Origin of the sequence: Pseudoalteromonas sp. NZS127_1, from assembly GCF_015864295.1 — a bacterium.
GTDB classification, from domain to species: domain Bacteria; phylum Pseudomonadota; class Gammaproteobacteria; order Enterobacterales; family Alteromonadaceae; genus Pseudoalteromonas; species Pseudoalteromonas arctica.
Map to the genome: position 1 here is coordinate 455,520 of NZ_JADYXO010000001.1, position 23,377 is coordinate 478,896.

The 23,377-nt window shown below is 38.1% G+C and carries 25 protein-coding genes and 2 pseudogenes; 11 read left to right on the plus strand and 16 right to left on the minus strand.

Annotated elements, in window-relative coordinates:
* Window positions 1-165: 165 nt before the first annotated feature.
* From I6F50_RS01880 to I6F50_RS01890, 3 genes are read right to left on the minus strand one after another with little or no spacing between them, the layout of a single operon-like run.
* On the minus strand, window positions 166-597 hold the full coding sequence (locus I6F50_RS01880; protein ID WP_010552809.1) for an acyl-CoA thioesterase: 432 nt from the start codon (window positions 595-597) through the stop codon (window positions 166-168).
* A 5-nt stretch (window positions 598-602) separates the two neighbouring features.
* Complete coding sequence (locus I6F50_RS01885; RefSeq protein ID WP_165739853.1) at window positions 603-1,421, minus strand: M23 family metallopeptidase; 819 nt, start codon at window positions 1,419-1,421, stop codon at window positions 603-605.
* The gene (locus I6F50_RS01890; RefSeq protein ID WP_165739852.1) at window positions 1,414-2,271 is read right to left on the minus strand and encodes a 6-carboxytetrahydropterin synthase; all 858 of its coding nucleotides are present in this window, start codon (window positions 2,269-2,271) and stop codon (window positions 1,414-1,416) included. The genes I6F50_RS01885 and I6F50_RS01890 overlap by 8 nt, the downstream gene beginning before the upstream one ends.
* Before the next feature lie 203 nt (window positions 2,272-2,474).
* Here I6F50_RS01890 and fabA point away from each other — a divergent pair, with 203 nt between their 5' ends.
* Complete coding sequence (gene fabA, locus I6F50_RS01895; protein WP_007582756.1) at window positions 2,475-2,990, plus strand: bifunctional 3-hydroxydecanoyl-ACP dehydratase/trans-2-decenoyl-ACP isomerase; 516 nt, start codon at window positions 2,475-2,477, stop codon at window positions 2,988-2,990.
* 67 nt (window positions 2,991-3,057) lie between these two features.
* On the opposite strand, the gene rmf is transcribed toward fabA, so the two are convergent.
* Window positions 3,058-3,228 (minus strand): ribosome modulation factor, encoded by a 171-nt coding sequence (gene rmf / locus I6F50_RS01900; RefSeq protein WP_002960897.1) that lies wholly within the window; start codon window positions 3,226-3,228, stop codon window positions 3,058-3,060.
* A gap of 409 nt (window positions 3,229-3,637) precedes the next feature.
* On the opposite strand from rmf, the gene I6F50_RS01905 reads away from it, so the two are divergent.
* From I6F50_RS01905 to I6F50_RS01915, 3 genes are all read left to right on the plus strand, one after another.
* A complete protein-coding gene (locus tag I6F50_RS01905) occupies window positions 3,638-4,273 on the plus strand; it encodes a TetR/AcrR family transcriptional regulator (protein WP_165739849.1) in 636 nt (211 codons plus the stop codon).
* 49 nt (window positions 4,274-4,322) lie between these two features.
* Window positions 4,323-5,315 carry an MDR family oxidoreductase gene (locus tag I6F50_RS01910; protein WP_165739847.1) on the plus strand — a complete coding sequence of 331 codons (993 nt, stop codon included), beginning with the start codon at window positions 4,323-4,325 and terminating at the stop codon, window positions 5,313-5,315.
* Between the two features lie 72 nt (window positions 5,316-5,387).
* Window positions 5,388-5,804, plus strand: coding sequence for a VF530 family DNA-binding protein (locus tag I6F50_RS01915; protein ID WP_007582761.1), 417 nt, complete (start codon window positions 5,388-5,390; stop codon window positions 5,802-5,804).
* A gap of 102 nt (window positions 5,805-5,906) precedes the next feature.
* On the opposite strand, the gene I6F50_RS01920 is transcribed toward I6F50_RS01915, so the two are convergent.
* A complete protein-coding gene (locus I6F50_RS01920) occupies window positions 5,907-6,338 on the minus strand; it encodes a DUF3859 domain-containing protein (RefSeq protein WP_165739846.1) in 432 nt (143 codons plus the stop codon).
* A 206-nt stretch (window positions 6,339-6,544) separates the two neighbouring features.
* Here I6F50_RS01920 and I6F50_RS01925 point away from each other — a divergent pair, with 206 nt between their 5' ends.
* The gene (locus I6F50_RS01925; protein WP_165739844.1) at window positions 6,545-7,552 is read left to right on the plus strand and encodes a YHYH protein; all 1,008 of its coding nucleotides are present in this window, start codon (window positions 6,545-6,547) and stop codon (window positions 7,550-7,552) included.
* A 13-nt stretch (window positions 7,553-7,565) separates the two neighbouring features.
* A complete protein-coding gene (locus I6F50_RS01930) occupies window positions 7,566-8,090 on the plus strand; it encodes a hypothetical protein (RefSeq protein WP_197175195.1) in 525 nt (174 codons plus the stop codon).
* A 111-nt stretch (window positions 8,091-8,201) separates the two neighbouring features.
* On the opposite strand, the gene I6F50_RS01935 is transcribed toward I6F50_RS01930, so the two are convergent.
* The 3 genes from I6F50_RS01935 to I6F50_RS01945 form a co-directional block, all read right to left on the minus strand.
* Window positions 8,202-10,019, minus strand: a complete 1,818-nt coding sequence (locus I6F50_RS01935; protein WP_165739842.1) for a serine/threonine protein kinase — start codon at window positions 10,017-10,019, stop codon at window positions 8,202-8,204.
* Between the two features lie 198 nt (window positions 10,020-10,217).
* A complete protein-coding gene (locus I6F50_RS01940) occupies window positions 10,218-10,667 on the minus strand; it encodes a hypothetical protein (protein WP_165728608.1) in 450 nt (149 codons plus the stop codon).
* Window positions 10,668-10,934: 267 nt separating this feature from the next.
* Window positions 10,935-11,594, minus strand: a complete 660-nt coding sequence (locus I6F50_RS01945) for an NADPH-dependent FMN reductase (RefSeq protein ID WP_165739840.1) — start codon at window positions 11,592-11,594, stop codon at window positions 10,935-10,937.
* Between the two features lie 205 nt (window positions 11,595-11,799).
* Between I6F50_RS01945 and I6F50_RS01950 the strand changes: the two genes are divergently transcribed.
* Both I6F50_RS01950 and I6F50_RS01955 read left to right on the plus strand, forming a co-directional pair.
* Window positions 11,800-12,876: a YHYH protein gene (locus I6F50_RS01950; protein ID WP_231609579.1), complete on the plus strand. Its 1,077-nt coding sequence runs from the start codon at window positions 11,800-11,802 to the stop codon at window positions 12,874-12,876.
* 7 nt (window positions 12,877-12,883) lie between these two features.
* Window positions 12,884-13,198: a hypothetical protein gene (locus I6F50_RS01955; RefSeq protein ID WP_165739838.1), complete on the plus strand. Its 315-nt coding sequence runs from the start codon at window positions 12,884-12,886 to the stop codon at window positions 13,196-13,198.
* Between the two features lie 286 nt (window positions 13,199-13,484).
* Here the strand turns inward: I6F50_RS01955 and I6F50_RS01960 are convergent, their stop codons facing one another.
* The 4 genes from I6F50_RS01960 to I6F50_RS01975 all read right to left on the minus strand — a co-directional run bounded on the left by I6F50_RS01960 (window position 13,485) and on the right by I6F50_RS01975 (window position 16,941).
* Window positions 13,485-14,288: a hypothetical protein gene (locus I6F50_RS01960; protein WP_165728606.1), complete on the minus strand. Its 804-nt coding sequence runs from the start codon at window positions 14,286-14,288 to the stop codon at window positions 13,485-13,487.
* Between the two features lie 395 nt (window positions 14,289-14,683).
* On the minus strand, window positions 14,684-14,920 hold the full coding sequence (locus tag I6F50_RS01965) for a hypothetical protein (protein ID WP_165728605.1): 237 nt from the start codon (window positions 14,918-14,920) through the stop codon (window positions 14,684-14,686).
* A 72-nt stretch (window positions 14,921-14,992) separates the two neighbouring features.
* Window positions 14,993-16,006, minus strand: a complete 1,014-nt coding sequence (locus tag I6F50_RS01970; protein WP_165728604.1) for a DUF5924 family protein — start codon at window positions 16,004-16,006, stop codon at window positions 14,993-14,995.
* Between the two features lie 170 nt (window positions 16,007-16,176).
* Window positions 16,177-16,941, minus strand: coding sequence for an ATP-binding protein (locus tag I6F50_RS01975; protein WP_165739837.1), 765 nt, complete (start codon window positions 16,939-16,941; stop codon window positions 16,177-16,179).
* 611 nt (window positions 16,942-17,552) lie between these two features.
* On the opposite strand from I6F50_RS01975, the gene I6F50_RS01980 reads away from it, so the two are divergent.
* A complete protein-coding gene (locus tag I6F50_RS01980; RefSeq protein ID WP_165739835.1) occupies window positions 17,553-18,530 on the plus strand; it encodes a DUF1852 domain-containing protein in 978 nt (325 codons plus the stop codon).
* An 88-nt stretch (window positions 18,531-18,618) separates the two neighbouring features.
* A complete protein-coding gene (locus tag I6F50_RS01985) occupies window positions 18,619-19,656 on the plus strand; it encodes a methionine synthase (protein WP_165739833.1) in 1,038 nt (345 codons plus the stop codon).
* 123 nt (window positions 19,657-19,779) lie between these two features.
* Here the strand turns inward: I6F50_RS01985 and I6F50_RS01990 are convergent.
* The 3 genes and pseudogenes from I6F50_RS01990 to I6F50_RS02000 all read right to left on the minus strand — a co-directional run.
* Window positions 19,780-20,070: pseudogene (locus I6F50_RS01990) on the minus strand (hypothetical protein); the annotation flags it as partial.
* A gap of 223 nt (window positions 20,071-20,293) precedes the next feature.
* On the minus strand, window positions 20,294-21,268 hold the full coding sequence (locus I6F50_RS01995) for a transposase (RefSeq protein ID WP_197175196.1): 975 nt from the start codon (window positions 21,266-21,268) through the stop codon (window positions 20,294-20,296).
* Between the two features lie 89 nt (window positions 21,269-21,357).
* A pseudogene (locus I6F50_RS02000) lies at window positions 21,358-21,798 on the minus strand (transposase); the annotation flags it as partial.
* 164 nt (window positions 21,799-21,962) lie between these two features.
* On the opposite strand from I6F50_RS02000, the gene I6F50_RS02005 reads away from it, so the two are divergent.
* Entirely contained in the window at window positions 21,963-22,292 is a 330-nt protein-coding gene (locus I6F50_RS02005) for a hypothetical protein (RefSeq protein ID WP_166421919.1), read from the plus strand.
* 4 nt (window positions 22,293-22,296) lie between these two features.
* Here the strand turns inward: I6F50_RS02005 and I6F50_RS02010 are convergent, their stop codons facing one another.
* Window positions 22,297-23,346, minus strand: a complete 1,050-nt coding sequence (locus I6F50_RS02010; RefSeq protein WP_166421918.1) for a transposase — start codon at window positions 23,344-23,346, stop codon at window positions 22,297-22,299.
* Window positions 23,347-23,377: the final 31 nt, after the last annotated feature.

Below are 23,377 nucleotides of genomic sequence, written 5' to 3' on the forward strand. Positions count from 1 at the left end.
TTAACAACTCCCCTATTTTGATTACCTTATTTGTGAGTATTAACTTTGGTGTTTAGGTTATATTTAATAAAATATACAGTATGATGTGTTCTTTATGGTTTTTTATATAAGCACCAATTAAGGTGCTTATATAATGTTACTCTACCGCGTCTTTAAAGCTCTAAATTACTCAAAACCATAAATCATTTTATCGCATACTACCGGTGTTGGTCTGTGATTATCATCGACAGCAACAAACGTAAAGCTACCACTAATGGCAGAGTGCTTATCATCTCTGTGCATAGTTTCTAATAGTATATCTACATCAACTTTTAAGCTGGTGTTACCTACATGGACTACTTTAGCAATTAACTCTGCAAAAGTACCTGCTGGTATCGCTTCTTTAAAATCAACTCTATCGGAAGATATGGTAACCAAAGGCTTACGGCAAAAACGAGTCGCTGCTATAAATGCCACTTCATCCATCCACGCCAGTGCATCACCACCAAATAAAGTATTGTGATGATTAGTACGCCCAGGAAACACGGTCTTAGTTACCGATGTAGTTGAGTCTTCAATACGCTGAGCAATTATTGCATCGCGATTTACGTCAGTCATAATCTCTACTTTTTGTTTGCTAATGTATCTTGCATTAGTAATGCAGGATCGAGGCGTTCGCCTTTCCAGTTAAAACGCCAATCTAGGTGAGGACCCGTTACACGCCCTGTTGCACCAATTTCAGCCACTTTGTTACCTTGCTCAATTTTGTCACCCACTTTTACATCAAGCTTACTTAAGTGAATGTAAGTTGAGGTAATGCCATGGCCATGATCAATAATTAATGTACCGCCTGAGTAGTATAAATCAGGCTCAGCAAATACCACGGAACCACTAATCGGCGCATAAACAGGGGAGCCTGTTTTATTGGCAATGTCTAAGCCAAAGTGCGGACGACGAGGCTCACCATTAAAATAACGTTGGCTGCCATAAACACCCGATATACGCCCTTCTGCAGGCTTTAACACAGGGTCTAAAAAGTACAGTAAATCAGAGTCAACTTCACGTGCTTTACGCACAGCAACTGCTTCGCGGCTTATACGTGCGCTAACTTCTTTTGGCGGTGAAACATATTTTTTAGCTACGCCGGTAATTTTATCAATTTTATATTCACGCTTGGTAATAGCTATCGGCTGAGAATGTGACTTGTCGCTGCTATCTACCCATTTCAAAGTATGAGTAGTGTCAGCATCACGACCAAAACCAAATACAAAATCACCACTAGATGAAAGTTTTAACTCTTTGCCATCTAAGCTTACCGATTTAGCATTTTCAAGCTTACCAGTAACCAAGCCGCCTTGTGTTAAGTGCCCTTTTAACTCAAGTGCCATAGCACTAAGGCTAGTAGAGGCAATAAGTGCTGTTGCTAAAAGTGTTTTAAACATAGCTAATCGATCCTTTTCCTACCCCTTCATAAGCGGTTACTTTTACTGCTTTTTCTGGGTATTGGGCTTTAATTTGACCAGCTACATGTTCAGCAATACATTCTACGGTTGTATCTACTGGTAAAATGTCGCAACGAGATTCGCTAATAGCCATTTCAAAATAGCCTTGTGCCGATGTATAGGCAAAACATACGTCATCAGCTTTAGCTGTAATGTGTTTTAAATCACTGCCGCTAATTTGATCTTCACTGGTGGCTAAGTAAATATCTTCCCACTTTTGAGACCATTCTTTTTGCAAGCGCGGCATAGAAATACCATCTAAACTAATACCAATTTGAGAACGATGCCCGTGAATAATGCGTTGGCAATTACCGTCATGCTTTTTAAGACCATGGCTGTAATGATAGTAAAAGCTTTGGCTGTGTTCAGGCTTAAGAGACAGCTCAATTTTTTCAATGTTATCTGGGAGTTTTGGTAAAATAGTCGCAATTAAAAATTCAGTAACCGATTCAACCGTTACTTCGTCTGCGTTAATCATACAATAAGCTTGATGAGGGGCGCTCATAGCTAAGTGGTTGTTTTCACCAAATGTACAGTCGAGTGTTTTATGCTCGTCAAACTCAGATACAGTCCCATTAAGGCCCGTAGGAATTGCTAATCGGTGATCAATACACTCATCTATAATGCCTTTAATTTGCTTTTTAACTAAACCAAAGTCTAAAACCATAGACTCTTCGTTAAGTTTACCGTGCAAAGTTAAATCAACAATCCAGCTCTCGCCAACGGCGCCGCGTTTGTTACATAAGTAAGAAAAATCAATCACAGTTAGTGAGTTAACAAAAAGGATCATAAACTTCCTTTAGACTGGTTATAAGACAGCGCTAATTATAATGATTTCTGATTGTAATTGCGCGGTTTTATAGTGCAAAAACCAATCGCGTTGATTGATTGGTGATTTAATATGCAATATTTTGATTTTTTAACTGCTCCGAGTTGTTTAGCGTACAAGTGTACGCTAAAGTACTTGGCAATTTCTAAGCGAAGATAAGTGTTATGGAACCTAAAAATAGCTATACAAAAGAAGATTTGATCCTGTGTGGTCAAGGTGAAATGTTTGGTGAAGGCAACTGCCGTTTACCAAGTGACAACATGTTAATGATGGACCGCATTACCTCTATTACTGCTGATGGCGGAATTCATGGTAAAGGCGAAATTGTTGCTGAGCTTGATATTGACCCTAGCCTGTGGTTTTTCGATTGCCATTTTAAAGGCGACCCAGTAATGCCAGGTTGTTTAGGATTAGATGCTATGTGGCAACTAGTTGGCTTTTACTTAGGTTGGTCTGGTGGCCCCGGTCTTGGTCGTGCGCTAGGTGTGGGTGAAGTTAAATTTACTGGCCAAATTTTACCAACTAATAAAAAAGTAACTTACCGTCTTGTAATGAAACGCGTAATTAAACGTAAATTGTTTATGGGCGTTGCTGATGGCACTGTAGAAGTAGATGGCCGAGTAATCTACGAAGCAAAAGATTTAAAAGTGGGCTTATTCCAAGACACTAGTGCGTTTTAATTTTTAAATGCACAAACAAAAAGGCCTCCAATGTGGAGGCCTTTTTGCTTAAATTCGATTATTGATTTTAGGTTTTGTACATGTTGCGGTTTTCAATCGCCTCACGCCACCCTCCTAACCACTCTGATTTTGGATCTACTTGTTGATAAGGGCATAGCTCTTTTGAGCGACCTGCTAAACCTGCTTTAAAACCTTGAGAATGAGCTCTTTCTAAACGATCTCTTTTCTGTCTCTTCATCGGTAATATCCTCACCTTTTTATTTATATATTGTGTAGCATTAGTGAAATCTACATTTAATGAATAGTTAATAAAAATGTAAAATTCAAATTGTAAAAGCAATTAAATTGTTTGACTTTAACTAAGCTGCTGATGCAAAAATGAATTAACATTTAAAAAAGTAAGTGGTCATACAACATTTAATTTGACCGGTTCGTAATAACAAATTGGCGATTTAATAATCGCTAAAAAGCACTTGTGTGCTTTAATTGTGACCGACTAATATTGACTAAGTTCCAAACAAAAATGTAATCGTGACACTTTTATTTCATTAATCTTAAATTAGTAGCCCGCCCCTAAATTTGAACTATTTTTAAACAATTTAAATTTATACTTGATTATTTAAAGTCGATCGGTCTAATATAGGTTCATGAACAAAAATACATCAACACCAATACGCCGTGGTCGCCCACCTAAAATAGCCAGAAAAAACGCCGATACAAAAGCGTTACTTATTCGCACGGGCCTTGAAACCCTAACTGAATTTGGTTTTAGCGCCACGGGGCTCGATACTATTTTGAAAAAAGCGGCTGTACCTAAAGGCTCTTTTTATCATTACTTTAAAAGTAAAGAAGCCTACGGTATTGCGTTAGTTGATGCATACGACAGTTATTTTATTGCCAAGCTTACCCATTACCTACACCAAGAAGATGTTCCCCCACTTGAGCGAATCGTTAATTTTACTCAAAGCGCAATTAAAGGGATGAAAAAATACGATTACAAACGTGGCTGTTTAGTCGGTAACTTAAATCAAGAGCTTAACCATTTAAGTGATGAGTTTAAAACCAGATTAATGCAAAGCTACACAGCTTGGCAAAACCATGTAGAGGTTTGCTTAAACCAAGCTAAGCAACAAGGCACTATTGCAAGCCATGTAAACACACAATTAATGAGTGAGTACTTTTGGATTGGTTGGGAAGGTGCTGTTATGCGCGCCAAGCTCACCAAATCAAATACCCCACTTACTTTGTATACAGAAATGTTTTTACGCGCATTATTAACCTAATGCGTTTTTATTTACCAATTAAAAGACGATCGGTCTAAAAGGATATCCCATGAGTAACCCAATTAAAGCCATTGTTATTAATAAAGAAGATAATAACTACAGCGCCTCATTATCGACTATCGAACATAGCGATTTACCAAACGAAAATGTATCTATTGACGTGCTATACAGCACACTTAACTATAAAGATGGTTTAGCAATTACTGGTAAAGGCCCCGTTGTACGCAGTTTTCCTATGGTGCCAGGTATTGATTTAGTGGGTACGGTTACACATTCCACCAGCGATGAATTTAAAAATGGCGATAACGTAATATTAAATGGCTTTGGTGTAGGCGAAAAACATTGGGGCGGACTTGCTCAAAAAGCAGCTCTTAATAGCGATTGGCTAATCCCCTTGCCTGCGGGTATTTCACCTAAACAAGCTATGCAAATTGGTACAGCCGGTTATACCGCTATGCTAAGTGTGATAGCGCTTGAAAAACAAGGCATTACTCCAGAGTCTGGCGAAATACTGGTAACCGGTGCTAATGGCGGCGTGGGTAGCTTTGCTATTTATTTACTAAACCAACTTGGCTATAACGTAACGGCGGCAACAGGTCGATTAGATCAAAGTGAGTATTTAAAAGAGCTTGGCGCATCAAACATAATTGACAGAAGTGAGCTTTCAAACCCGGGCAAACCTTTGCAAAAAGAGCGATTTGCAGCAGCAATAGACTCTGTGGGTAGCCATACACTGGCAAATATTTGTGCTTCATTAAAATATGGTGGTGTAGTAACAGCATGCGGACTTGCACAAGGTATGGATTTACCAGCATCGGTGGCACCCTTTATATTACGTGGTGTATCTCTTATAGGGATTGATAGCGTAATGCGTCCTAAAGCCGACAGAATTGAAGCATGGGATCGCTTAGCTAAATTAGTAAGTGCTGATTATTTAGATAAAATTTCGACAGAAATATCACTTGAACACGTAATTGATAATGCAGAGCAACTTATGGAAGGAAAAATTCGTGGTCGTGTTGTAGTTAATTGCCAAAGTTAAGCTATTTACTCTGTTAAAGCCTCGTTATTAAATTTATAATGCAATTTGTATTTTAATAATGAGGCAACACCTATGAGCAACCAAGAACTTTTCAGTAATAACCCACTGCAAGGCGTAAAATTAGAACAAGTGGTTGAAGAGCTGGTTGAACAATACGGGTGGGAACTCCTACACGCTTATTTACAACTTAACTGCTTTAAAAATAATCCTGATGTTAAGTCTGCGGTTAAATTTTTACGTAAAACACAATGGGCACAAGAAAAAGTAGATAACTTTTACCTTTATCGTCTTAAAAACTTACCTAAGCCTGATGATGTGCAATACGAATTACCGCCACGAGATCGCGTTATCCCCGCTGATCATAAACCTGGTGAGCCGTGTGAACTTAGTTTTGTTGATGCTAAACGTATTGTAGAGAAAAAAGAATCTAAGCAACGTGCTCGCGATCGTAAGCAGCGTTCTAATTCTAGTAACCCTTGGGGTAACTAAAAACTTACTAATTTAAGGTTGAAGAGCTGTTTATAAATAGCTCTTCGATTATCTTCCCATTAATTTCAATTATATCCGCGTCACATAGCTAATAAATAACAATTAGTACCCTCGGTTTTTCCAAAAATCTGTTTCTGTGCGCTCTGCCTCTAATGCCACATTAAAAGTTTTATCAGCAATGATTTTTCCATTAAGCTCAATAGTCATTCGCCAATCACCTAGTTTATTTTCTATTGGCAGCCAGAGTGTATCGCCTAAGTAAAAATTCCAATCACTATCTTTAACGTATACATCGCCTTCAAAAGGGTCCATTACATCACCGTTGCTGTCTGGAATATCAGGATGGTAAATACAATAATGAAGCTTTTCACCTTTACCTTTTTTAATATTTACAATTAAGCCAAACTCAATATCTACCTCAGCTATTACATTTGTTGTAAATTGCTCTATTTGCGGCAACGCTTTACTTTCACTATCCCACTTAGAGTAAATCCCGTGACTTTGTAACGTCACTACAGGTTTTGTTTTAGCCATTAAGGTAGCCTTTTATGTTAGCTATTTTGGCATTAGTTTAACTTTTTGAAATTTTAAAATAAAACACAATCTCATAAAGTTAAATCTCAACTTAGCTTTAATACTCCGCCTATTTACATAATTGCTAATTTGTCATCATTGTTTACACACTATTTGCACAATTGCTGATTATTGTTTGAGTAACTTAATTGATCAGGTAGGCAGCAATGAAACAATACGCACTTAATAATAAAAATCGAAATAGGATAAATGCTTTAAAGCTCACTTCTCTTGCTTTAATTGTTTCATCGTTAGTTGCATGTGGAGGTGGAGAAGGCATAGCTGATAGCTCAGAAACTACAGAAAGCTCATCACAAACCACCACAGATAATGGCACAGGTACCAGCAGTTCAACCCAAAGTGTACTTTGTGAATATAGCTACAGTGAATATAACGAGTCAGAGTCAGTACAAGCCACCAGCGCTGCAGATTGGTCATGCACAGGAACTACACGCGACTTAGTAGCTAATGGCATACCCGATCACGAAGTAGGCACATTCCCTAATGCTGATAACCCAAATACTATTTCTGAGCAATCAGTAAATGAAAGCTACACACTTGAGCCTATAGAAACAACACAAGCAACCATGCTTGGTGGTCCTCGTGGAATGATAGGCGTTGTACTTAATGGCATTAAAATAGACGCTGGTACAGGCGGAAGTTGTGATGATTCTGGAACCGATTGCGATTTAGGCGACAATAGCGGCAACTGGAATATAGAAGCCCTAAGCCAAGACACGTTTAGTTTTGGAACAGACGACAACAATGCACATGTACAACCCGATGGCACATATCACTATCATGGTATGCCAGAAGGCTTTGTAGCAATGCGAGGTGGCAATAGCACCACTATGACTCTAATAGGCTGGGCAGCAGATGGCTTTCCTATATATGCACGTTACGGCTATTCAGACTCAAGTGATGCAACTTCAGCCCTAACCGCAATGACCGGTAGCTACCAACATATAACAACCGTAAGCGCAAACCGCCCTTCTACCGATATATACCCATTAGGTACATTTGCACAAGATTGGGAATACGTAGCAGGCTCTGGTGATTTAGATGAATGTAATGGCCGCGTTGGTGTAACGCCTGAGTTTCCTGATGGGATATACCACTACTACGCAACAGACACTTACCCGTTTTTTCAACGCTGTGTTAAAGGCGAAGTTTAGTTAGGAGTAAGCTATGCCTTATATAAAAAGAGGTCTACTGAGTATGACTACTTTGGGTTTGTTGATTATGCCAAATTTAGCAAACGCGCATTTAATGGTTGCAGATCACGGTACGCTGAATTTTGTTGATAATAACGTGTTTATTGTGCTTTCAATCCCTATGTCGGCTTTTAAAGGGGTTGATGAAGATAAGGATGGCAAAGTATCAATAGTTGAGTTTAATGCTCATAAAAAACAAATAAGTAAGCGAGTTAAAAAGAACGTTTATTTAGCAGATCATCAGTATAAATTTACTATTGACGGACTTTTACTAAACCCAGAAGCGTCGCATACACATAAAAGCGACAATATAGACCAAGTAACCATTACTGGGCGCTACTCTTTGCCCAGTAAATTAACTAAAGTTAACTTTAACATTAAGCTATTTAGTAACAATGAGCACAAGCAGCATTATCAAATAACAGCGACTAATAAAACGCAAAAACTTACTCATCAATTTGAGCTAACACCAACGTCGCCCTTTAGTAAGGTGTTTTAATAATTAGTAATACTTACCTAATAATTAAGTGGCAAAGAGTACAAGTTAAACAAACTTATGCTCTTTTTTTATCTTTGTCTTTTCATTCAGCACTCTTAATTTAAGTACTTTCTATAAAGATACAAGCTTAGGATTTTTAGGAAAGTAATGCTCTTCTTGCTGCTCACATAAACTAAACTCACGGGTGTTTTTATATGGCAGCTTCATAAAACCCGCAACACCAACGTCCGTAATGTTTACCGCGTATTGCATAAGTTTATTTAGCAAACGTTTAAACTCAACCTCTTTACTCGAATCGAGTAAGCGGTAGTAATGGTGAATTTTCATTCTGTCCGGCAGTGCTTCAAAAATAATACACCCCGTATGATGAATTTGGTTAAGCTCAAATACGCACTTAATAACTTTTTTAGGTAGCTGTAGTTGCTCATCAGGGTCTTTACCGTCTTCAAAGTATGAATGCGGGCGGGTTATGTCGTTTACCTTCATGCTTACAACTTCGTATTCAAGCTCTGGTAGGCTATCAAACTTAAATGCACCCGTGCCATCTCGCTCTAATTGAATGGTTTTACGGGCATCAAACAAACAACACTTAAATAACCCTTTTTGATTAATCGCTTGCGCAAGCATCACCGTGTTATTAATCGCATCACTAAACGCATCACCCAATGATTCGTCATGCATAATTAAAGACGATTCAACAAACATCGACTCATCCTTCCAATGAAAACTGAGCCCACCAACAACAGGGTATTTAGCTAATCGGCTTATTGATGCTAAAAATGCTTTTTCGTTATCGCCTGTATCAAACAAAAACTCTTTATAATAACGGTCAAGTTGCGCGTCGTTTATATCTAGTAATTGCTGATTATGATCGGCCTGGCGTAAAAACTGTTTTCGTGAACTATATACCACCGTGTCGGGCTGCTCGGCCTTGCCATACCAAAAAGGAATATCTGCTTTTTTTTGTTTTTTATCAAGCTCAGGTAAGTACGCTTTAGCCATAGTTGTAATATTACGCATAAAGTAATCACCGGCACCATCACGTTGTGCCTTACTTTTAGAAAGCATGCCATCAATAACTTTAGCCAGTTCTTTTGGGAGCCCTAAGCTGCTTGCAGGGATGGCTTGCGCACCAAAGCGACACGACTGCGCCGACGCTAACGCATACAACGTAGCGGCTACACCTTGTTCGTCAAATCGTGGGGATGACTGCTCCCCCGACATTTGTGCTTCACCAATAAAGTACACATCGCCCATACGAGCATTAGTTGTACTTAAATCGCCCGACATTAAATCCATAAAGTTACTCGCAACAGGGTTACCATCGCTATCGAGCTGTGCATACACAGAGCTTCCCCAATCCACTAACGACAGCGCATCAGTGTTTGCATCCCAAACAAGGTTTGAAGGCTTTATATCGCCATGCACTATAGGTTGTGGGCTAATGCCGTTTTTGTGGCTGCGTAAATCAATTAATACATTACGTAACCTAACAGCTAGCGCCATTATTTGCGCGGCACTAAAGCGCCCTGTTTTAAGCGATACTTTTTCAAGGTCCTCTCCAATGGCGCGCGCCATCATTAAAATCCCTTGTTTTTTAATTCGCTCGAATGCATAAAAGGTAGGCACTAAGGGGTTATTAATTTGCGAAAGCATATACGCTTCGTCTTCTAGGCGGTCACGTACACTTTGGGCAAGCGTAATACGCGAAAACTTAAATACCCAAGGTAAGCCGTTATCGTCATCACCTGCAAACACAAAACCAAAAGCACCTGAACCAATCATTTCAACGTTTTTGTAGCCCAGCAGTGTTAGCTGCTTAATACAAATATTAAGCCACTGGCGGTGTTTTTTAGCATCGCGGTGCGAAAGCAAATAAACAGATTGCTCTTCGTTGATATAAAAGTTGCGGATTTCTTTGGCTTTCAATACAGGTACTCAAACTTATAAAACTAACCAATTATTAGTTTTATGTAATGAGATTACAATAGGTTAAATAAGAGTTTTGAAATCGTTGAATAAAACAGCGCTAAAATAGCGCCAGAACAGTAAATTTAATTGTAAATGTTAAAGCTCAAAGTAAGCTTTTACAATGAACTGTATATAAGTACAGTTCATTGCTTTTTGCTAACTTTTAATAACACGAAGCTGCTTAATTGATGACACAGCTATGTGCGTTTGATAATAATATTTATTAGTGGCTCTACCACGGCTCATAAAATCGATAGTTACTCGTTTAGCTTCGCCTGTTACTTCTATTGTTTTATCAATAAAAAAGGTGTCTGCTGGTTGTCCGTATTTACTTTGAAGCTCTGCTACCACATTAGGCTGTATTGATATCGTAATAGAACGCCTATCTCGATAATCAGTTTCGGTATTTAAATACAACCAACTCCCCTGAGCTCCCGCCGCTTTAATATGAAACTGGTAAGTGCCAGCAACACCCTTAGGTGCACTTTGCTCAGTTAAAGCGATAAGGTTCATATTTCCAGCCGTACTTTGGCTCATTTCAATTTTATGGGGAACAGAACTACATGCACTAAGCGTTAGCACACTTAGTAAGGCTAGATATTTCAAGACACAATTTCCTTGTTTTTTACACCAATTCGCATAATTAAGTAATCTATTTTGAGACAAGAAAATCGTGTTGATAACAAAGCAAAAATTTCGTTATTGAGTTGTTCTATATCAAAAAATTTTAATGCAGTTAGCGATTTAATCCCTTAAATTGATTAACTATTATTGAGAATTGGTATTATGCATTATTAAAAATATGTAGCGTTAATGATACCACTTTATGCAGCCATGTTTCTATAATCAATCCAAACAATTAGTTAGCGGGTATTAAGGTGCATTGCGCTGAGAAGGAGCTGTTTTAAAGCTTTTTAGCAAACTTTGTGGGTCAACCACCTCGGTATGCTCTTTAGCAGCCTGCGCCCACCATATTAGTTGGCCAAACGTGCGTGAGAAATAATTAAACCACGATGATTGACTCTCTCCTGCGACAGGTTTGCCATCCTCACTAAACACATCTTGCGCTTTTGGCACGTGGATCATAGCCGATACCGGCAAACAGCCAAGTTCAGATAAAAAAGTACGCATGCTAATGGCAGCTCTTACGCCACCCCACTGTCCTGCTGAGTAAGTTACTATTGCACTTGGTTTATACGAAAATAGTGAGCTACCAAAATGATTAAGTAAGTCAGCGAGGGCTGGACTCATGCTGTGATTGTACTCAGGGCTAATCATTATATATCCATCTGCGGCTTTAATTTTATCAGCTAATAGAGTGAGTTCTGTAGGTGCATTACTTTTAGCGTATGCAAAGTGTGGTTTAAATACGTTTTCGCTAGGAAAGTCCAACGTATCAATTAGCTCAAACTCATGATCGCCAAAATGCTCTGTTAAGCATTCTATACAAGCCCTAGAAACCCTTAAGCCTAAGCGAGCTGGTTTTGGTGGTGTACTATCGCGTACCGTGCCTAAAAATACTAAAAACTTCATATGTAATTCTCAACTGTATTTGAACGATAGCTAAACACTAACATTTTTAGTTATTGTGTATTACACATACGCATTGTTTATTGATTCAAAACACAATAATAATTAAATTTAAAACTGAAATTTAGCAACAACCGCGCCGTTAAACATATTTCATCGTGTGTTAAATTCACTCGCTTGCATACTTTTTACACATTTGGCCAGTAATATGCCACAGTATAAGTACGCTAAAACCTATACCGAAAAGGATACAGTAATGGGCTTAAAAAATTATAGCGCATGTGCAATCATTGTTACCGCAACAGCTTTAACTCTAAGTGGTTGCAACGACTCATCTAGTAACAAAAATACCGAGCAAGTCAGTAGCCCACTTAGTGAGCCGCAAAAAGCGAATCAATCAATAAACCTATCTATGTTCAAACAAGAGGCTTTTATTACAGAGCCTAAAATTGTTGATTGTGAAACCCAGCAAGGTACTAAAACAACCTGTTATGAGTTTACTACATCAGGTGCACCCGCAGGCAGAGAGCCTGGCCCATTTTGCCCTCGCAGCACAACAGACGGAGCTGATGTATCAGGTACTTGGTTTGATAAACAAGGTAAAGGAGAGCTAGTCGACTTAACTGGCGACTTTATTCTTAAGCTAGATGAATACTACGGCGATGAAAAATGGGTATTGTATGACGCAAAAACAAATAAAGTTCGTTATACAGCAACAAAAGAATCTTGCTCAGGTGCTGCACGCCCAGATGTAGAAGAACAATACAAACAAAATTGTATTGAATGCGAGCTATCTTATTTAGAAGATAACTTTTCGCTTACATATTTAATTCCGACTACACCCATAGTGAGTAAAAAATCCAGCCGATTACATACCGTGGGCATAGCGCTTGATGGTACTGAACTTTCAGGCCCTGCACCTATAAATGCTATTTTAGGCAGTTATACAATTGCAGCATTTGACGACTGCGGTGGGCATATTAACCTGCACCAAGGTTATCACTATCATTCAACAACAGGATGTACCAATTCAGCTCCAAATACTGACGGACACGCCCCTTTAATAGGTTATGCCGTTGACGGTTACGGTATTTACGCAATGAAAGATGCACAAGGCAATGAAGAGTCACTCGGCGAATGCCGTGGTATAACAGATGAAACCAGAGGCTATCATTATCATGCTGCCAGCCCGAGCGAAAATTTGTTTATTGGCTGCCTTCATGGTGAGTCAGTAAGAGCAGCAGGTGGCCCGCCGCCAGGCAATAAACCACCACCAAAGCATTGAGAAAATTATGACTATTAAATATAAGTCACTGTTTGTTTTACTTGCTCCTTCATTATTACTTTTAAGTGGTTATGCGGCAGCACATTCTCAGCCACTTAATCAAATAGCAGTGAAAGCATGCTTTGAAAAGCAAAAGTCACAATCGTGTAAGTATCAGGGTGGGCATAACGACTTATATATAGGAAGCTGCCAATATATGGCTGATGACTTAATGTGTGTTCGTAACCAACCCATTCAAAAAGTTGATAACAAAGAAAGTAAAACGAATGACAGCAATGACAGCCACGAACCTAAAAATAAGCAGCATAATAGTAGTTTATAAATTAATAGTTAAGAGTTGTGGGTTTTTTATTATACCAATTCGCTTAATTAAGTGATCTATTTTGAGGGTAGAAAAACGTGTTGATAGCTAGGCAAAAAATTCGCTATTTGGTTGTTCTCGGCAATTGCTCCTGCATTGCTCTTCCTTCTGCATCCATGCAGTCGTAAATGAAAGTTTTTTAACACAGGTAGCGACACGTTTAGCCCCGCAAAATGATTAAGTATTATTGCGGATTGGTATTAGGTGCAGTAAATTTACTGCACCTAATTAATTTAAACTGTTTCGATTAGTATTGATAACTTAGCCCTACACCACCCCAAAATATATTTCGAAGTGTCTCGTCACCTACAAAGCGTTTTTCATCTTTATTAACTGCAATGCTATAGCTTGTATATGTGTATAAGGCTAACTGATTAAAAAGCTGATACGACAAGTTTGCAGTAAACTTTACGTTGTTAATTCCGTTGTGCCCATCATTAACATACCCCGCATTAAACCCCACGCCCGATTGAATATCTACTGATAGTAAATCGTTAATATAAAAATCTTTTTTTACTGCCAGCTCCAAAAATGTACCGCTGGCATCAAATGAATGATAAACACTACTTAACAACTGAATATCGTCTGCATAAAAATACGCAAAGTCGAGGCTTAGCTCATTATCGTGAGCATCAATGCCTTCTTCACGAGCTTTAATATAGTTATAACCTACATACATCTCTATCCGCTCAGATAAGTGAGCGGTATAAATAGCATTTAAATTAAGCTCTGAATAATCACTACTAATACCTTTTGCCGCCCAAGGGATCACCGCAAAGTTTTTATAATTAAACTCAGTAGCAATTGATGTAATACCATTACCGGCAAGGTTATCTCGACCTTCGGTTACATATCGGCTTTCCCATAATGGGTGAATATGTAAATCAAACTCTTTATTTTTATAATTTACGTCAGTATTAGTATGCTTAATATTTCCGCCTACACCCACTTCAAGCTCTTGATAGTGCTCTTGTGTTTTTGCTTGTGCGTAAGCTGTATTTACTCCCGCTAGAGTCGTAATAACAAATACATATTTTAAATAGTGAGTCATTTATTAAGTCCAAAACCATCATAAATGGTAAAAAGTGGCGCATAGTATTGTTATAAAACGTATTAGCGCAATAAATGGATGCACATTTATTGTTTTATTTATTAGATTTTAAAGTATTTACTAAGTATTACCCATAAACTACAAGTTGCAATTAGCTCGGATTTCAACCAACAAACCAAAGCTATATACGCACCGAGCAATGCTCTAGCTGGTACTTAATTTAATAGTTAAAATGATAGTTATAGTACTCACGGTGAGGTGTTCCCTATTGCAAAAACAGGAAAAGTATAAGTAGGAAGTGTAAAAAAGTGCGGTAAAGGGGAAAACTATAAGCAGCAATAATTCATTAAGCTGCTTATTATTCTTAAAATAATTAACCTAATTTGTTAGCCAGTTTAGTGACTCAAATAAGCCATAACGGCAATGAGTGCAAAGTAAAAACAAAAACCGAGTAAGAAGATTAAGTCGACTCTTCTAGCTTTACTCGCTTTATAAGATGCAAAATCCTTAAACTCGCTTTTATACTGCCCAAACGTTACCACTTTTACTAGCAGCCACCCGGTCGAGTAAAACAAAAAGCTCAAACCCGTTTCAACTATTAGCCAAATAAAAATTTCAAACGCAATACTCATAATTTATATCCATTACTTTGCTATGAAAAAACTATATCAATTAGTTATTTAAATTGCAGCCGATTAAGCTAACTAAGGTGTAACAGTAAATTTCGTTAAACCTATTAGTTGTCCTGACTCAGTAATGACTTTAACTTGCCATTTACCAACAGAGTCTTTAGGAAAGTTTACCTTGTGAGTCCATGCTCTATAACCAAGTTCTCGCCCACCGTTTATATTTAACGTAATTCGATCAACCTCTTTTTTATTATGTATCCATACATGAAATATTTTTTCGTTTAAACCTCTTGGCGCTTTAACAGCCGTCCAACTATATAAACCTTGATGGTGTAGCGTATAAGAATCTAACTGCTTAATGCTCCCTACAGGCTTTTTATGCTGTAAATCAACCTCATGAGCTAACGTAATATCGGTTAATCGCAGTGCTGCAGGCGGCACGTAGCTTCTTAATTGCCAAATAGACGCGCTTAAGGCACATAAAATCACTACAAGAATAGGAAAACGCCACCAGCGTGCATTAGGCATTAAATTGTTTAAACTCGGTAGAGTAACCACTACAGCCGTTACAAGAGCTGCGGCTAAACTTTGGCTAGTAGTCAAATTTAATAAAATAGGCAGCGTAACAAGCAAAACAACGAATAAAGCAAAGTTATGAAAAACAGTAAATAACGTGCGGTTTCTGGCAAGTTTTTTGTAATAAAATGGGTCGATTACCGATATAAGTGCACACAAAGCAATGAGGGAAGTAAAAATTGCTTGAGGATGATCCCACTGCGTAACCGCTAAAAAAAATGGCAACGCAAAAAATAGGCTTTCTTGTTGCACCATTTGCAGAGCAAAACGCATTACATTAGGAGATACAGCCACACCAAATTTTTCTTCAACTTTGTCACGTAGCCAGTTATCAATAATCAGCCATAGCCAACTAACAAGCAAAAATATGGCAATAAATTGCGAAAAAGACTCTTTTCTATCTACCAGTGCAAAGCTAGCAACACCCGACAAAAATGACATCACAGCCAATAATCCAGGCCGCTTTTGCATTGCGCTTATAAATTTAGCAATTATATTTTTACAATAATCCATTTATGAGTATTTCCGCACGGGTATGTACTTTATTATTTTTATTCAGAATATGATTAGTTTAACCAAGTTTAAATGAACAGCAGATAGATGGGCTTAAAACTAGCCATTTAACAGTTGATTACAAAAACAGCGATTAAATAGCATCATCCTAAAAAGTAGGTTGTTTTTACTTATTTAAGCTCAGCGCAATTAAATAAAAGATCGGCATAGCGGTCCATTGGTACATTTATTAATTTTTGTAACGCGTGAGCTTTGGCCAGTAACTCATCTTGATTGAATGAAGGCATTGTATTATTAAAAGCAAAAACAATTTTATTGCCACCTTCAATTACAAAACTAAGAATTTTTCCTGCAAACTCTTTATCAAGCAGTTGGTCAAATACCTCTCTTTGCCCAACTTTGGTATGGCAAATATTAAGAACGAGTACACCATCAAAAGTGAGCGCATTTTTACAATCACGTAAGTATGATGATTGCACTTGGTCTGACTCCATCCCCTCTGAGCTATATAGATCAGAAAAAATCACGTCCGTTTTTATCTGCGTTTTTTTCATATAATTTGCCGCATTATCAATATGAATAAACAAACGTTCTGACACAGGAACTTCAAAATATTTTATAGCCATATCAGCAACGGCTTTACGGTATTCAACGGTATGTATAGTCAGTGCGGGAAACGCATGATAAAGACTTTTTGCTATAGAGCCCGCCCCAAGTCCCATTATCATCGCGGTTTTTAAGTGCGGTATAAAAAAAAGCGCAGCCATCATAGCTTGCGTATAAGCTAAGCTTAACCCGTTAATATTATTTAATTTGATACAGCTTTGATAAATTTTCCCGTCAAAGCTGAGAATAAGATTCTTTTTTGTTTGATATACATAAACCGGGCCATGCTCATCAGTAACTGATGCAATACAAGTGCCTTTGATATCCACGAATACTCGATAGGTGAGGTGATGAAAAATAAGTATAACTTACTTAACGTACTGACATTGTTATTAATATGATTTATAGCGCTTTTATTAATACCTAAGTGCTATGCAGTTATTAAGAAGCCTGTTTACCTTTTAATACTAGACTAGCAGAAGTAACTACTTTTATAGCTAACTTAAGCTTAAATAGTCATAACATTTACTATAAACAACGATGTAAACAGCTAAAAGCTTAGCTAATACACTGTTATAGCTATAAAAAACTTCTTTGAATATTCCTCATGTTCAACATGAATAAAGTGCACACCGAAATAAAGGAAGTCTAAACGGCTGAACATCCATCCTTTATTTCTATCGATTCATGCTTAATTGTCATCAATTACTAAGCAATCACATCTAACAATAATGATTAATGAATATGACTCATGTTTTATGTGAAATTAAACCGTTTTTCTTCATATACCAATCAACGTATAAATTACTCATCCCTTAGCGCTAAACACTATTACTAACAACTTAAAGCCGCTGAATAACAAAACCAGCACAGTAAGTTGCAAGGTTAATAAAGCGCAGAGCATCAATCAGGTTTAAATTATAAATTGGATATAAACACGATGAAAAAAGATTTTACATTTAATATTAAGAGCGTTTCACTCGACGAAAATTATCATCCATCAACTAATACGCGTATCACAACCAACTTTGCTAATTTAGCCAGAGGTGAATACCGCAAAGCAAACTTGCGTAACGCCTTAAACATGATTAACAACCGTTTTAATGCCCTAGCCCATTGGGATAACACCAAAGGTGAGCGTTATGCTGTTGAGCTTGAAATTATATCTGTTGAGATAGGTATTGAAGACGGCGGCGAAAGCTTTCCATCAATCGAAATATTAAAAACAAATATTGTTGATCATAAAACTAATAAGCGCATTGAAGGCATTGTAGGAAACAACTTTTCATCGTATGTGCGCGACTACGACTTTAGCGTACTCCTACAAGAGCACAATAAAGGCAAGCCTCAATTTAGTATTCCAGATGACTTTGGGGTTTTACATGGCAAGCTATTTCAGTCATTCGTAAATTCGGATACATACAAACAAAACTTTAAAAAGCCACCGGTTATATGCCTGAGTGTGTCAGATAACAAAACCTACAACCGCACCGAAAACCAACATCCGGTACTTGGTGTTGAATACGAGCCAAATGAATCGTCTTTAACTGAGCAATACTTCAAAAAAATGGGCTTGCAGGTACGTTACTTTATGCCATTAAATAGTGCAGCGCCTTTAGCATTGTTTTTCTTTGGTGATTTACTGAATGATTACAGCAATCTTGAGCTTATAAGCACCATTAGTACAATGGAAACGTTTCAAAAAATCTACAGACCAGAGATTTATAATGCCAACGCAACAGCGGGTAAATCATATAAACCAAACTTAAAAAACTTGGATCATTCACTAACGCAAATTGTGTATGACCGAGAAGAGCGCGGCAAGTTAGCAAACGAGCAAGGCAAGTTTGCACAAGAGCATTTTATCAAGCCATACCAAACGGTTCTTGAGCAATTCTCTAGTAGCTATCTTTCATAACACTTGATAGTAACAACCAATAATAACGAAAAATAACGCGCTTAACGCTACGTTTAATAATTAACTAAAATATACGGCATTATTTATTATGAAAAAATTATTACCAACCTCTACCGCGGGCAGTTTACCTAAGCCTTTATGGCTTGCAGAGCCAGAAACTCTTTGGTCACCTTGGAAATTACAAGGTGATGAATTAATTGAAGGCAAACACGACGCCCTACGTTTGTCATTATTCGACCAGCAACAAGCAGGCATTGATATTGTTAGCGATGGCGAGCAAACAAGGCAGCATTTTGTAACTACATTTATAGAGCACCTAAATGGCGTTGACTTTGAAAAACGTAAAACAGTAAAAATTCGTGACCGGTACGATGCAAGCGTACCCACCGTTGTGGGCCCTGTTAGCCGTCAAAAACCTGTGTTTGTCGAAGACGCTAAATTTTTACGCAAGCAAACCAAGCAACCAATAAAATGGGCATTGCCAGGCCCAATGACCATGATCGACACGCTTTACGACGACCACTATAAAAGCCGTGAAAAACTAGCGTGGGAATTTGCCATAATTCTTAATCAAGAAGCCAAAGAGCTAGAAGCCGCAGGCGTTGATATCATCCAATTTGATGAGCCCGCGTTTAACGTATTTTTTGATGAAGTAAACGACTGGGGAATCGCCTGTTTAGAGCGCGCAATTGAAGGGCTTAAATGCGAAACCGCCGTGCATATTTGCTATGGCTACGGTATTAAAGCCAATACAGATTGGAAAAAAACACTAGGAAGCGAATGGCGACAGTACGAAGAAGCATTCCCTAAGCTGCAGCAATCTAATATCGATATTATTTCACTAGAGTGCCATAACTCCCATGTACCAATGGATTTGCTAGAACTTATTCGCGGTAAAAAAGTAATGGTAGGCGCTATTGATGTAGCAAACCATACTATCGAAACGCCAGAAGAAGTAGCTAATACGCTACGTAAAGCACTGCAATTTGTAGATGCCGACAAGCTTTACCCGTGTACAAACTGCGGCATGGCTCCCCTACCTCACCATATTGCTAACGGCAAACTAAATGCCTTAAGTGCTGGGGCTGAAATTATAAGAAAAGAGTTATTAGATAAGAGTTATTAGATAAGAACTTGGAAAGTAGCTTTAAAATACAAATTGTAAACGATTACAGCTGGCGCATCATGCCATGATCAAACCTATAAACATGGTGCGCTAGTTAAAATTTACTAAAGAACAAAGTTTAGGTTAGATACTTAATTTTTTTTCATTAAAAAGCTCTAGCCTGTTTTTTGAAAAATCGATACCAGCTTGGTATTGAATAAAAAACGGAGAGCCTAATAAGCCATGTACTCCCTTTTCACCATCTGCTACTTGTACATGGTCAAGATTAAGTGATACAAAATCAGGACTCTCAAATAAGGCATTTCCTAATTCTATTGAATGAACTTCTATATCGCCCATATCGTGATCCGAAGTCCCCAAACCTGCTGCATTCTCAACATTGAGTGTTTCTTCAATGCCAAGCTCAATAAGACATGCACAGAAACTACCAAACTAGACAGCCATCCTAATTGAACAAACAAAACTGCGCCACTAAATTTGCCATTCCGGTTCAGAATTTATCTTTTATTGCTGGGTCACTTTATTTCATCCGTTAAATGAGTAATTAGCCCTATTAAACCTAAATTACACGCATGAAAATAACTGCATAATGCAGTTGTGATTTATTACTAAATAGTTTTACTGAGTAGCTTAAATTTTATGCGAGTAGCTTTTCGCAATTACTGATATTTGAGCGCCGTTTACGCTTTAAATTTTCACAGTAACTTGCTTGTGAAGTGGGCCTACCTACTGCACCATGAAATACGCGCGTAAATTGTGTGGTGAGTTTTAACCAGTTTTCGGGGGATATATTAAGTCTTTCTAGCAAAGGAAGGTTCATACTATCAATGTGCCCGCGTTTATCCTCTCTTATTATTCGCCCTGTTAACTCAACAAGTTCAAGGTACGATTTAAGTTCAAACGGCAGCCCTTTAGGTATAATCTGACGTGGCATGCCTGAAAAACGTAGTAACTGCTTAGGTTGTTTACCTTCTGCTGCGCATGTTAAGCGATTTTGTACACTGGTATGGTCTGATTCTTCTGGTGTGCTAGCCATTTTAGCTCTAATGGGATTTAAATCGACATAGGCCATACAGGCTGCAAGTGCTGCTTCATCTAGTAATGCTTGCGATTTGAATCGGCCCTCCCAGAACCTACCTGTGCAGTTATCTTCTTTATTTGCTCTGCGCGCAATGTCTTCATTTAAGAGCCGCATAAACCAGCTGATACTTGATAAGCGTTCGCGGTATTGCTTAACCGTTTGGTTGAAAAAGATGAGCTCAACTTTACTTAACTTTTCACCTTGTACATACTTCTGCGTTAACACTGTGCCTTTACACAGTTTATGCCAGCGGATAACAATCGCTTTATCATTTAGTCTATTCGCTTTTTTATCATCTACATACAGGACTAAATGGGTGTGGTTACTCATTACGGCATAAGCACATACATCAATACAAAATACCTTCGCTAATTCAAGCAGCTTATCTTCAACCCACCCTCGTCGATGCTCGTAAGATTGACCAGTAAAACGGTCTTCCCCACATAAAAATGCACGTCGCACACAACGCGAAATACAATGGTAGTATTTTGTATCAACCAAACTTACTTGACGCTTTCTTGCGATAGCCATAAGACACCCTGCTTATTTTTCGTACTAAATAAAGGCTAGCCTCTAACTTCGAAAAGTGCAAAATTTAGTATGCGTGTCTTGTTAATTTCAATGTCTTCATTTAATAGCCGCATAAACCAGCTAATACTTGATAGGCGTTCGCGGTATTGTTTAACCGTTTGATTGAAAAAGATGAGTTCAACTTTACTTAGCTTTTCACCTTGTACATATTTTTGAGTTAACACTGTGCCTTTACAAAGCTTATGCCAGCGAATAACAATCGCTTTATCATTCAGCCTATTCGCTTTTTTATCATCAACATACAGTACCAAATGGGTGTGATTACTCATTACGGCATAAGCACATACATCAATACAAAATACTTTAGCTAATTCAAGTAGTTTATCTTCAACCCAGCCTCGTCGATGCTCGTAAGATTGACCAGTAAAACGGTCTTCCCCACATAAAAATGCACGTCGCACGCAACGTGAAATACAATGGTAGTATTTTGTATCAACCAAACTTACTTGACGCTTTCTTGCAATTGCCATAAGACACCCTGCTCGTTTTTTGCACTATTCAAAACGTAACCTTAAATTTTAAAAAGATCAAAATTTAGGATGGGTGTCTTGTTAATTTTTTTACGAAAAGTGCAAAATTTAGAGTGGGTGTCTTGTTAATTTATAAAGCCGCTATTTCATAAGGAGTCAGAATAATGTTAGATCGCTTAGATGAATTTTATGCCCAATACTTCGAAAAAAATAGTGGTGACACTTGGAAGTATATTCAAACTGGAAAAGCCGTTGTTTCACCGAATAAAGATACGGTGAGGTTCAATCTAAGAAAATTAGATGGCTCAGAAGATATAGAGGAGTTTACAACCGTAATTAATATCGAAGATGGTGAATATTTCATTAAGTCAGACTATTATCAAGAACCTTCAGATTGGTATAAGTTGAAAGTTACTCAAAGAGATGCGGAAGTTATATTTGAGGAAGAAGATGATGAGGGTAAATTCACTGTTTTTGCCGAAATCACACAATAAGGTATTAATGCAAATTTAGTGTGGGTGTCTTGTTTATTGTTAACAGCGGGTTACGTTTTCTAAATTGATTATCCGCAATGTAGGTATCGAACCCGCTTTGCGCCATAAATTCAAGATTTACTTCGCTGTTAAACCCACTGTCTGCGGTGAACTTAATCGTGTGCTCGTCTTTGGATTTGTCAGTGTTCAATTTATCAAGCTGCTGCTTTAATTGCTTAACAGCTGGCTGTAGGGTTTGTTGCTCACCCACTGAGCCCCACGCTTGAGCTTGCAGTATAATTTGGTGTTTATCGTCATTAATCGCGATGCCGTTGTAGCCTTGAATTGTCCCTTTTGAGGTCGTCATCTTCGCGCTATCAGGGTCAGTGATATTACTTTTAACAGGCTTGCCCTTACTGCCTGTTTTTTCTTTGTGAGTGGCTAAGAACTCGGTAATTTTATCTGCACTTCTATCCAGCTTTTCTTTTTGTTTTAAGTCCTGAGTTATCAACTCTTCGCCCAGTCCATCTTGTGATTGGTGGCGTTCAATAATACGCTTGCTTGCGCGCTCTAGTTTTGCTTTTTTTCGACCTAACTCATCGAATGTGCCGCTCCATTCTTTACTCGCATTGGACTTTAATTTACACCCATCAATGGCAAACATGTTGCAACCTATCAAGCCTTCTTCATCACATATCATCAGCACTTGCGTAAAAAGCGGCTCAATCTGTTCATGCATTTTAGCCACAAAACCGGCTATTGATGTGTAATGCGGCTGGATATCACCCGACACACTCATAAATAAAATGTTCGTCTCACACGCTTTAGCAATTCGGCGACTACTGATCAAACCATGTGCGTAACCCAGTAAAATAATCTTTAGCATTACCGAAGGCGGATACGCCGCCGCGCCCGTTTTATCGTTGTTATACCACGCGTCAAATCCCGATAAATCGAGTTTATTTTCGACGATATAACAAAGAGCATATTCAAATGTGCCAGGCAAAATTTGCTCAGCGAAATTGATAGGAATGAATTTATTTTGACAGGATAAGTCAGGCTTGTAGTTAGCCATAACAGTTTACCGTGAGTGAATAATAACTATT

Coding starts and splice junctions, on each gene's coding strand:
- I6F50_RS01880 (WP_010552809.1), bottom strand. CDS start 597: ATGACTGACGTAAATCGCGATGCAATAATTGCTCAGCGTATTGAAGAC.
- I6F50_RS01885 (WP_165739853.1), bottom strand. CDS start 1,421: ATGTTTAAAACACTTTTAGCAACAGCACTTATTGCCTCTACTAGCCTT.
- I6F50_RS01890 (WP_165739852.1), bottom strand. CDS start 2,271: ATGATCCTTTTTGTTAACTCACTAACTGTGATTGATTTTTCTTACTTA.
- fabA (WP_007582756.1), top strand. CDS start 2,475: ATGGAACCTAAAAATAGCTATACAAAAGAAGATTTGATCCTGTGTGGT.
- rmf (WP_002960897.1), bottom strand. CDS start 3,228: ATGAAGAGACAGAAAAGAGATCGTTTAGAAAGAGCTCATTCTCAAGGT.
- I6F50_RS01905 (WP_165739849.1), top strand. CDS start 3,638: ATGAACAAAAATACATCAACACCAATACGCCGTGGTCGCCCACCTAAA.
- I6F50_RS01910 (WP_165739847.1), top strand. CDS start 4,323: ATGAGTAACCCAATTAAAGCCATTGTTATTAATAAAGAAGATAATAAC.
- I6F50_RS01915 (WP_007582761.1), top strand. CDS start 5,388: ATGAGCAACCAAGAACTTTTCAGTAATAACCCACTGCAAGGCGTAAAA.
- I6F50_RS01920 (WP_165739846.1), bottom strand. CDS start 6,338: ATGGCTAAAACAAAACCTGTAGTGACGTTACAAAGTCACGGGATTTAC.
- I6F50_RS01925 (WP_165739844.1), top strand. CDS start 6,545: ATGAAACAATACGCACTTAATAATAAAAATCGAAATAGGATAAATGCT.
- I6F50_RS01930 (WP_197175195.1), top strand. CDS start 7,566: ATGCCTTATATAAAAAGAGGTCTACTGAGTATGACTACTTTGGGTTTG.
- I6F50_RS01945 (WP_165739840.1), bottom strand. CDS start 11,594: ATGAAGTTTTTAGTATTTTTAGGCACGGTACGCGATAGTACACCACCA.
- I6F50_RS01950 (WP_231609579.1), top strand. CDS start 11,800: ATGCCACAGTATAAGTACGCTAAAACCTATACCGAAAAGGATACAGTA.
- I6F50_RS01955 (WP_165739838.1), top strand. CDS start 12,884: ATGACTATTAAATATAAGTCACTGTTTGTTTTACTTGCTCCTTCATTA.
- I6F50_RS01960 (WP_165728606.1), bottom strand. CDS start 14,288: ATGACTCACTATTTAAAATATGTATTTGTTATTACGACTCTAGCGGGA.
- I6F50_RS01965 (WP_165728605.1), bottom strand. CDS start 14,920: ATGAGTATTGCGTTTGAAATTTTTATTTGGCTAATAGTTGAAACGGGT.
- I6F50_RS01970 (WP_165728604.1), bottom strand. CDS start 16,006: ATGGATTATTGTAAAAATATAATTGCTAAATTTATAAGCGCAATGCAA.
- I6F50_RS01980 (WP_165739835.1), top strand. CDS start 17,553: ATGAAAAAAGATTTTACATTTAATATTAAGAGCGTTTCACTCGACGAA.
- I6F50_RS01985 (WP_165739833.1), top strand. CDS start 18,619: ATGAAAAAATTATTACCAACCTCTACCGCGGGCAGTTTACCTAAGCCT.
- I6F50_RS01995 (WP_197175196.1), bottom strand. CDS start 21,268: ATGGCTATCGCAAGAAAGCGTCAAGTAAGTTTGGTTGATACAAAATAC.
- I6F50_RS02005 (WP_166421919.1), top strand. CDS start 21,963: ATGTTAGATCGCTTAGATGAATTTTATGCCCAATACTTCGAAAAAAAT.
- I6F50_RS02010 (WP_166421918.1), bottom strand. CDS start 23,346: ATGGCTAACTACAAGCCTGACTTATCCTGTCAAAATAAATTCATTCCT.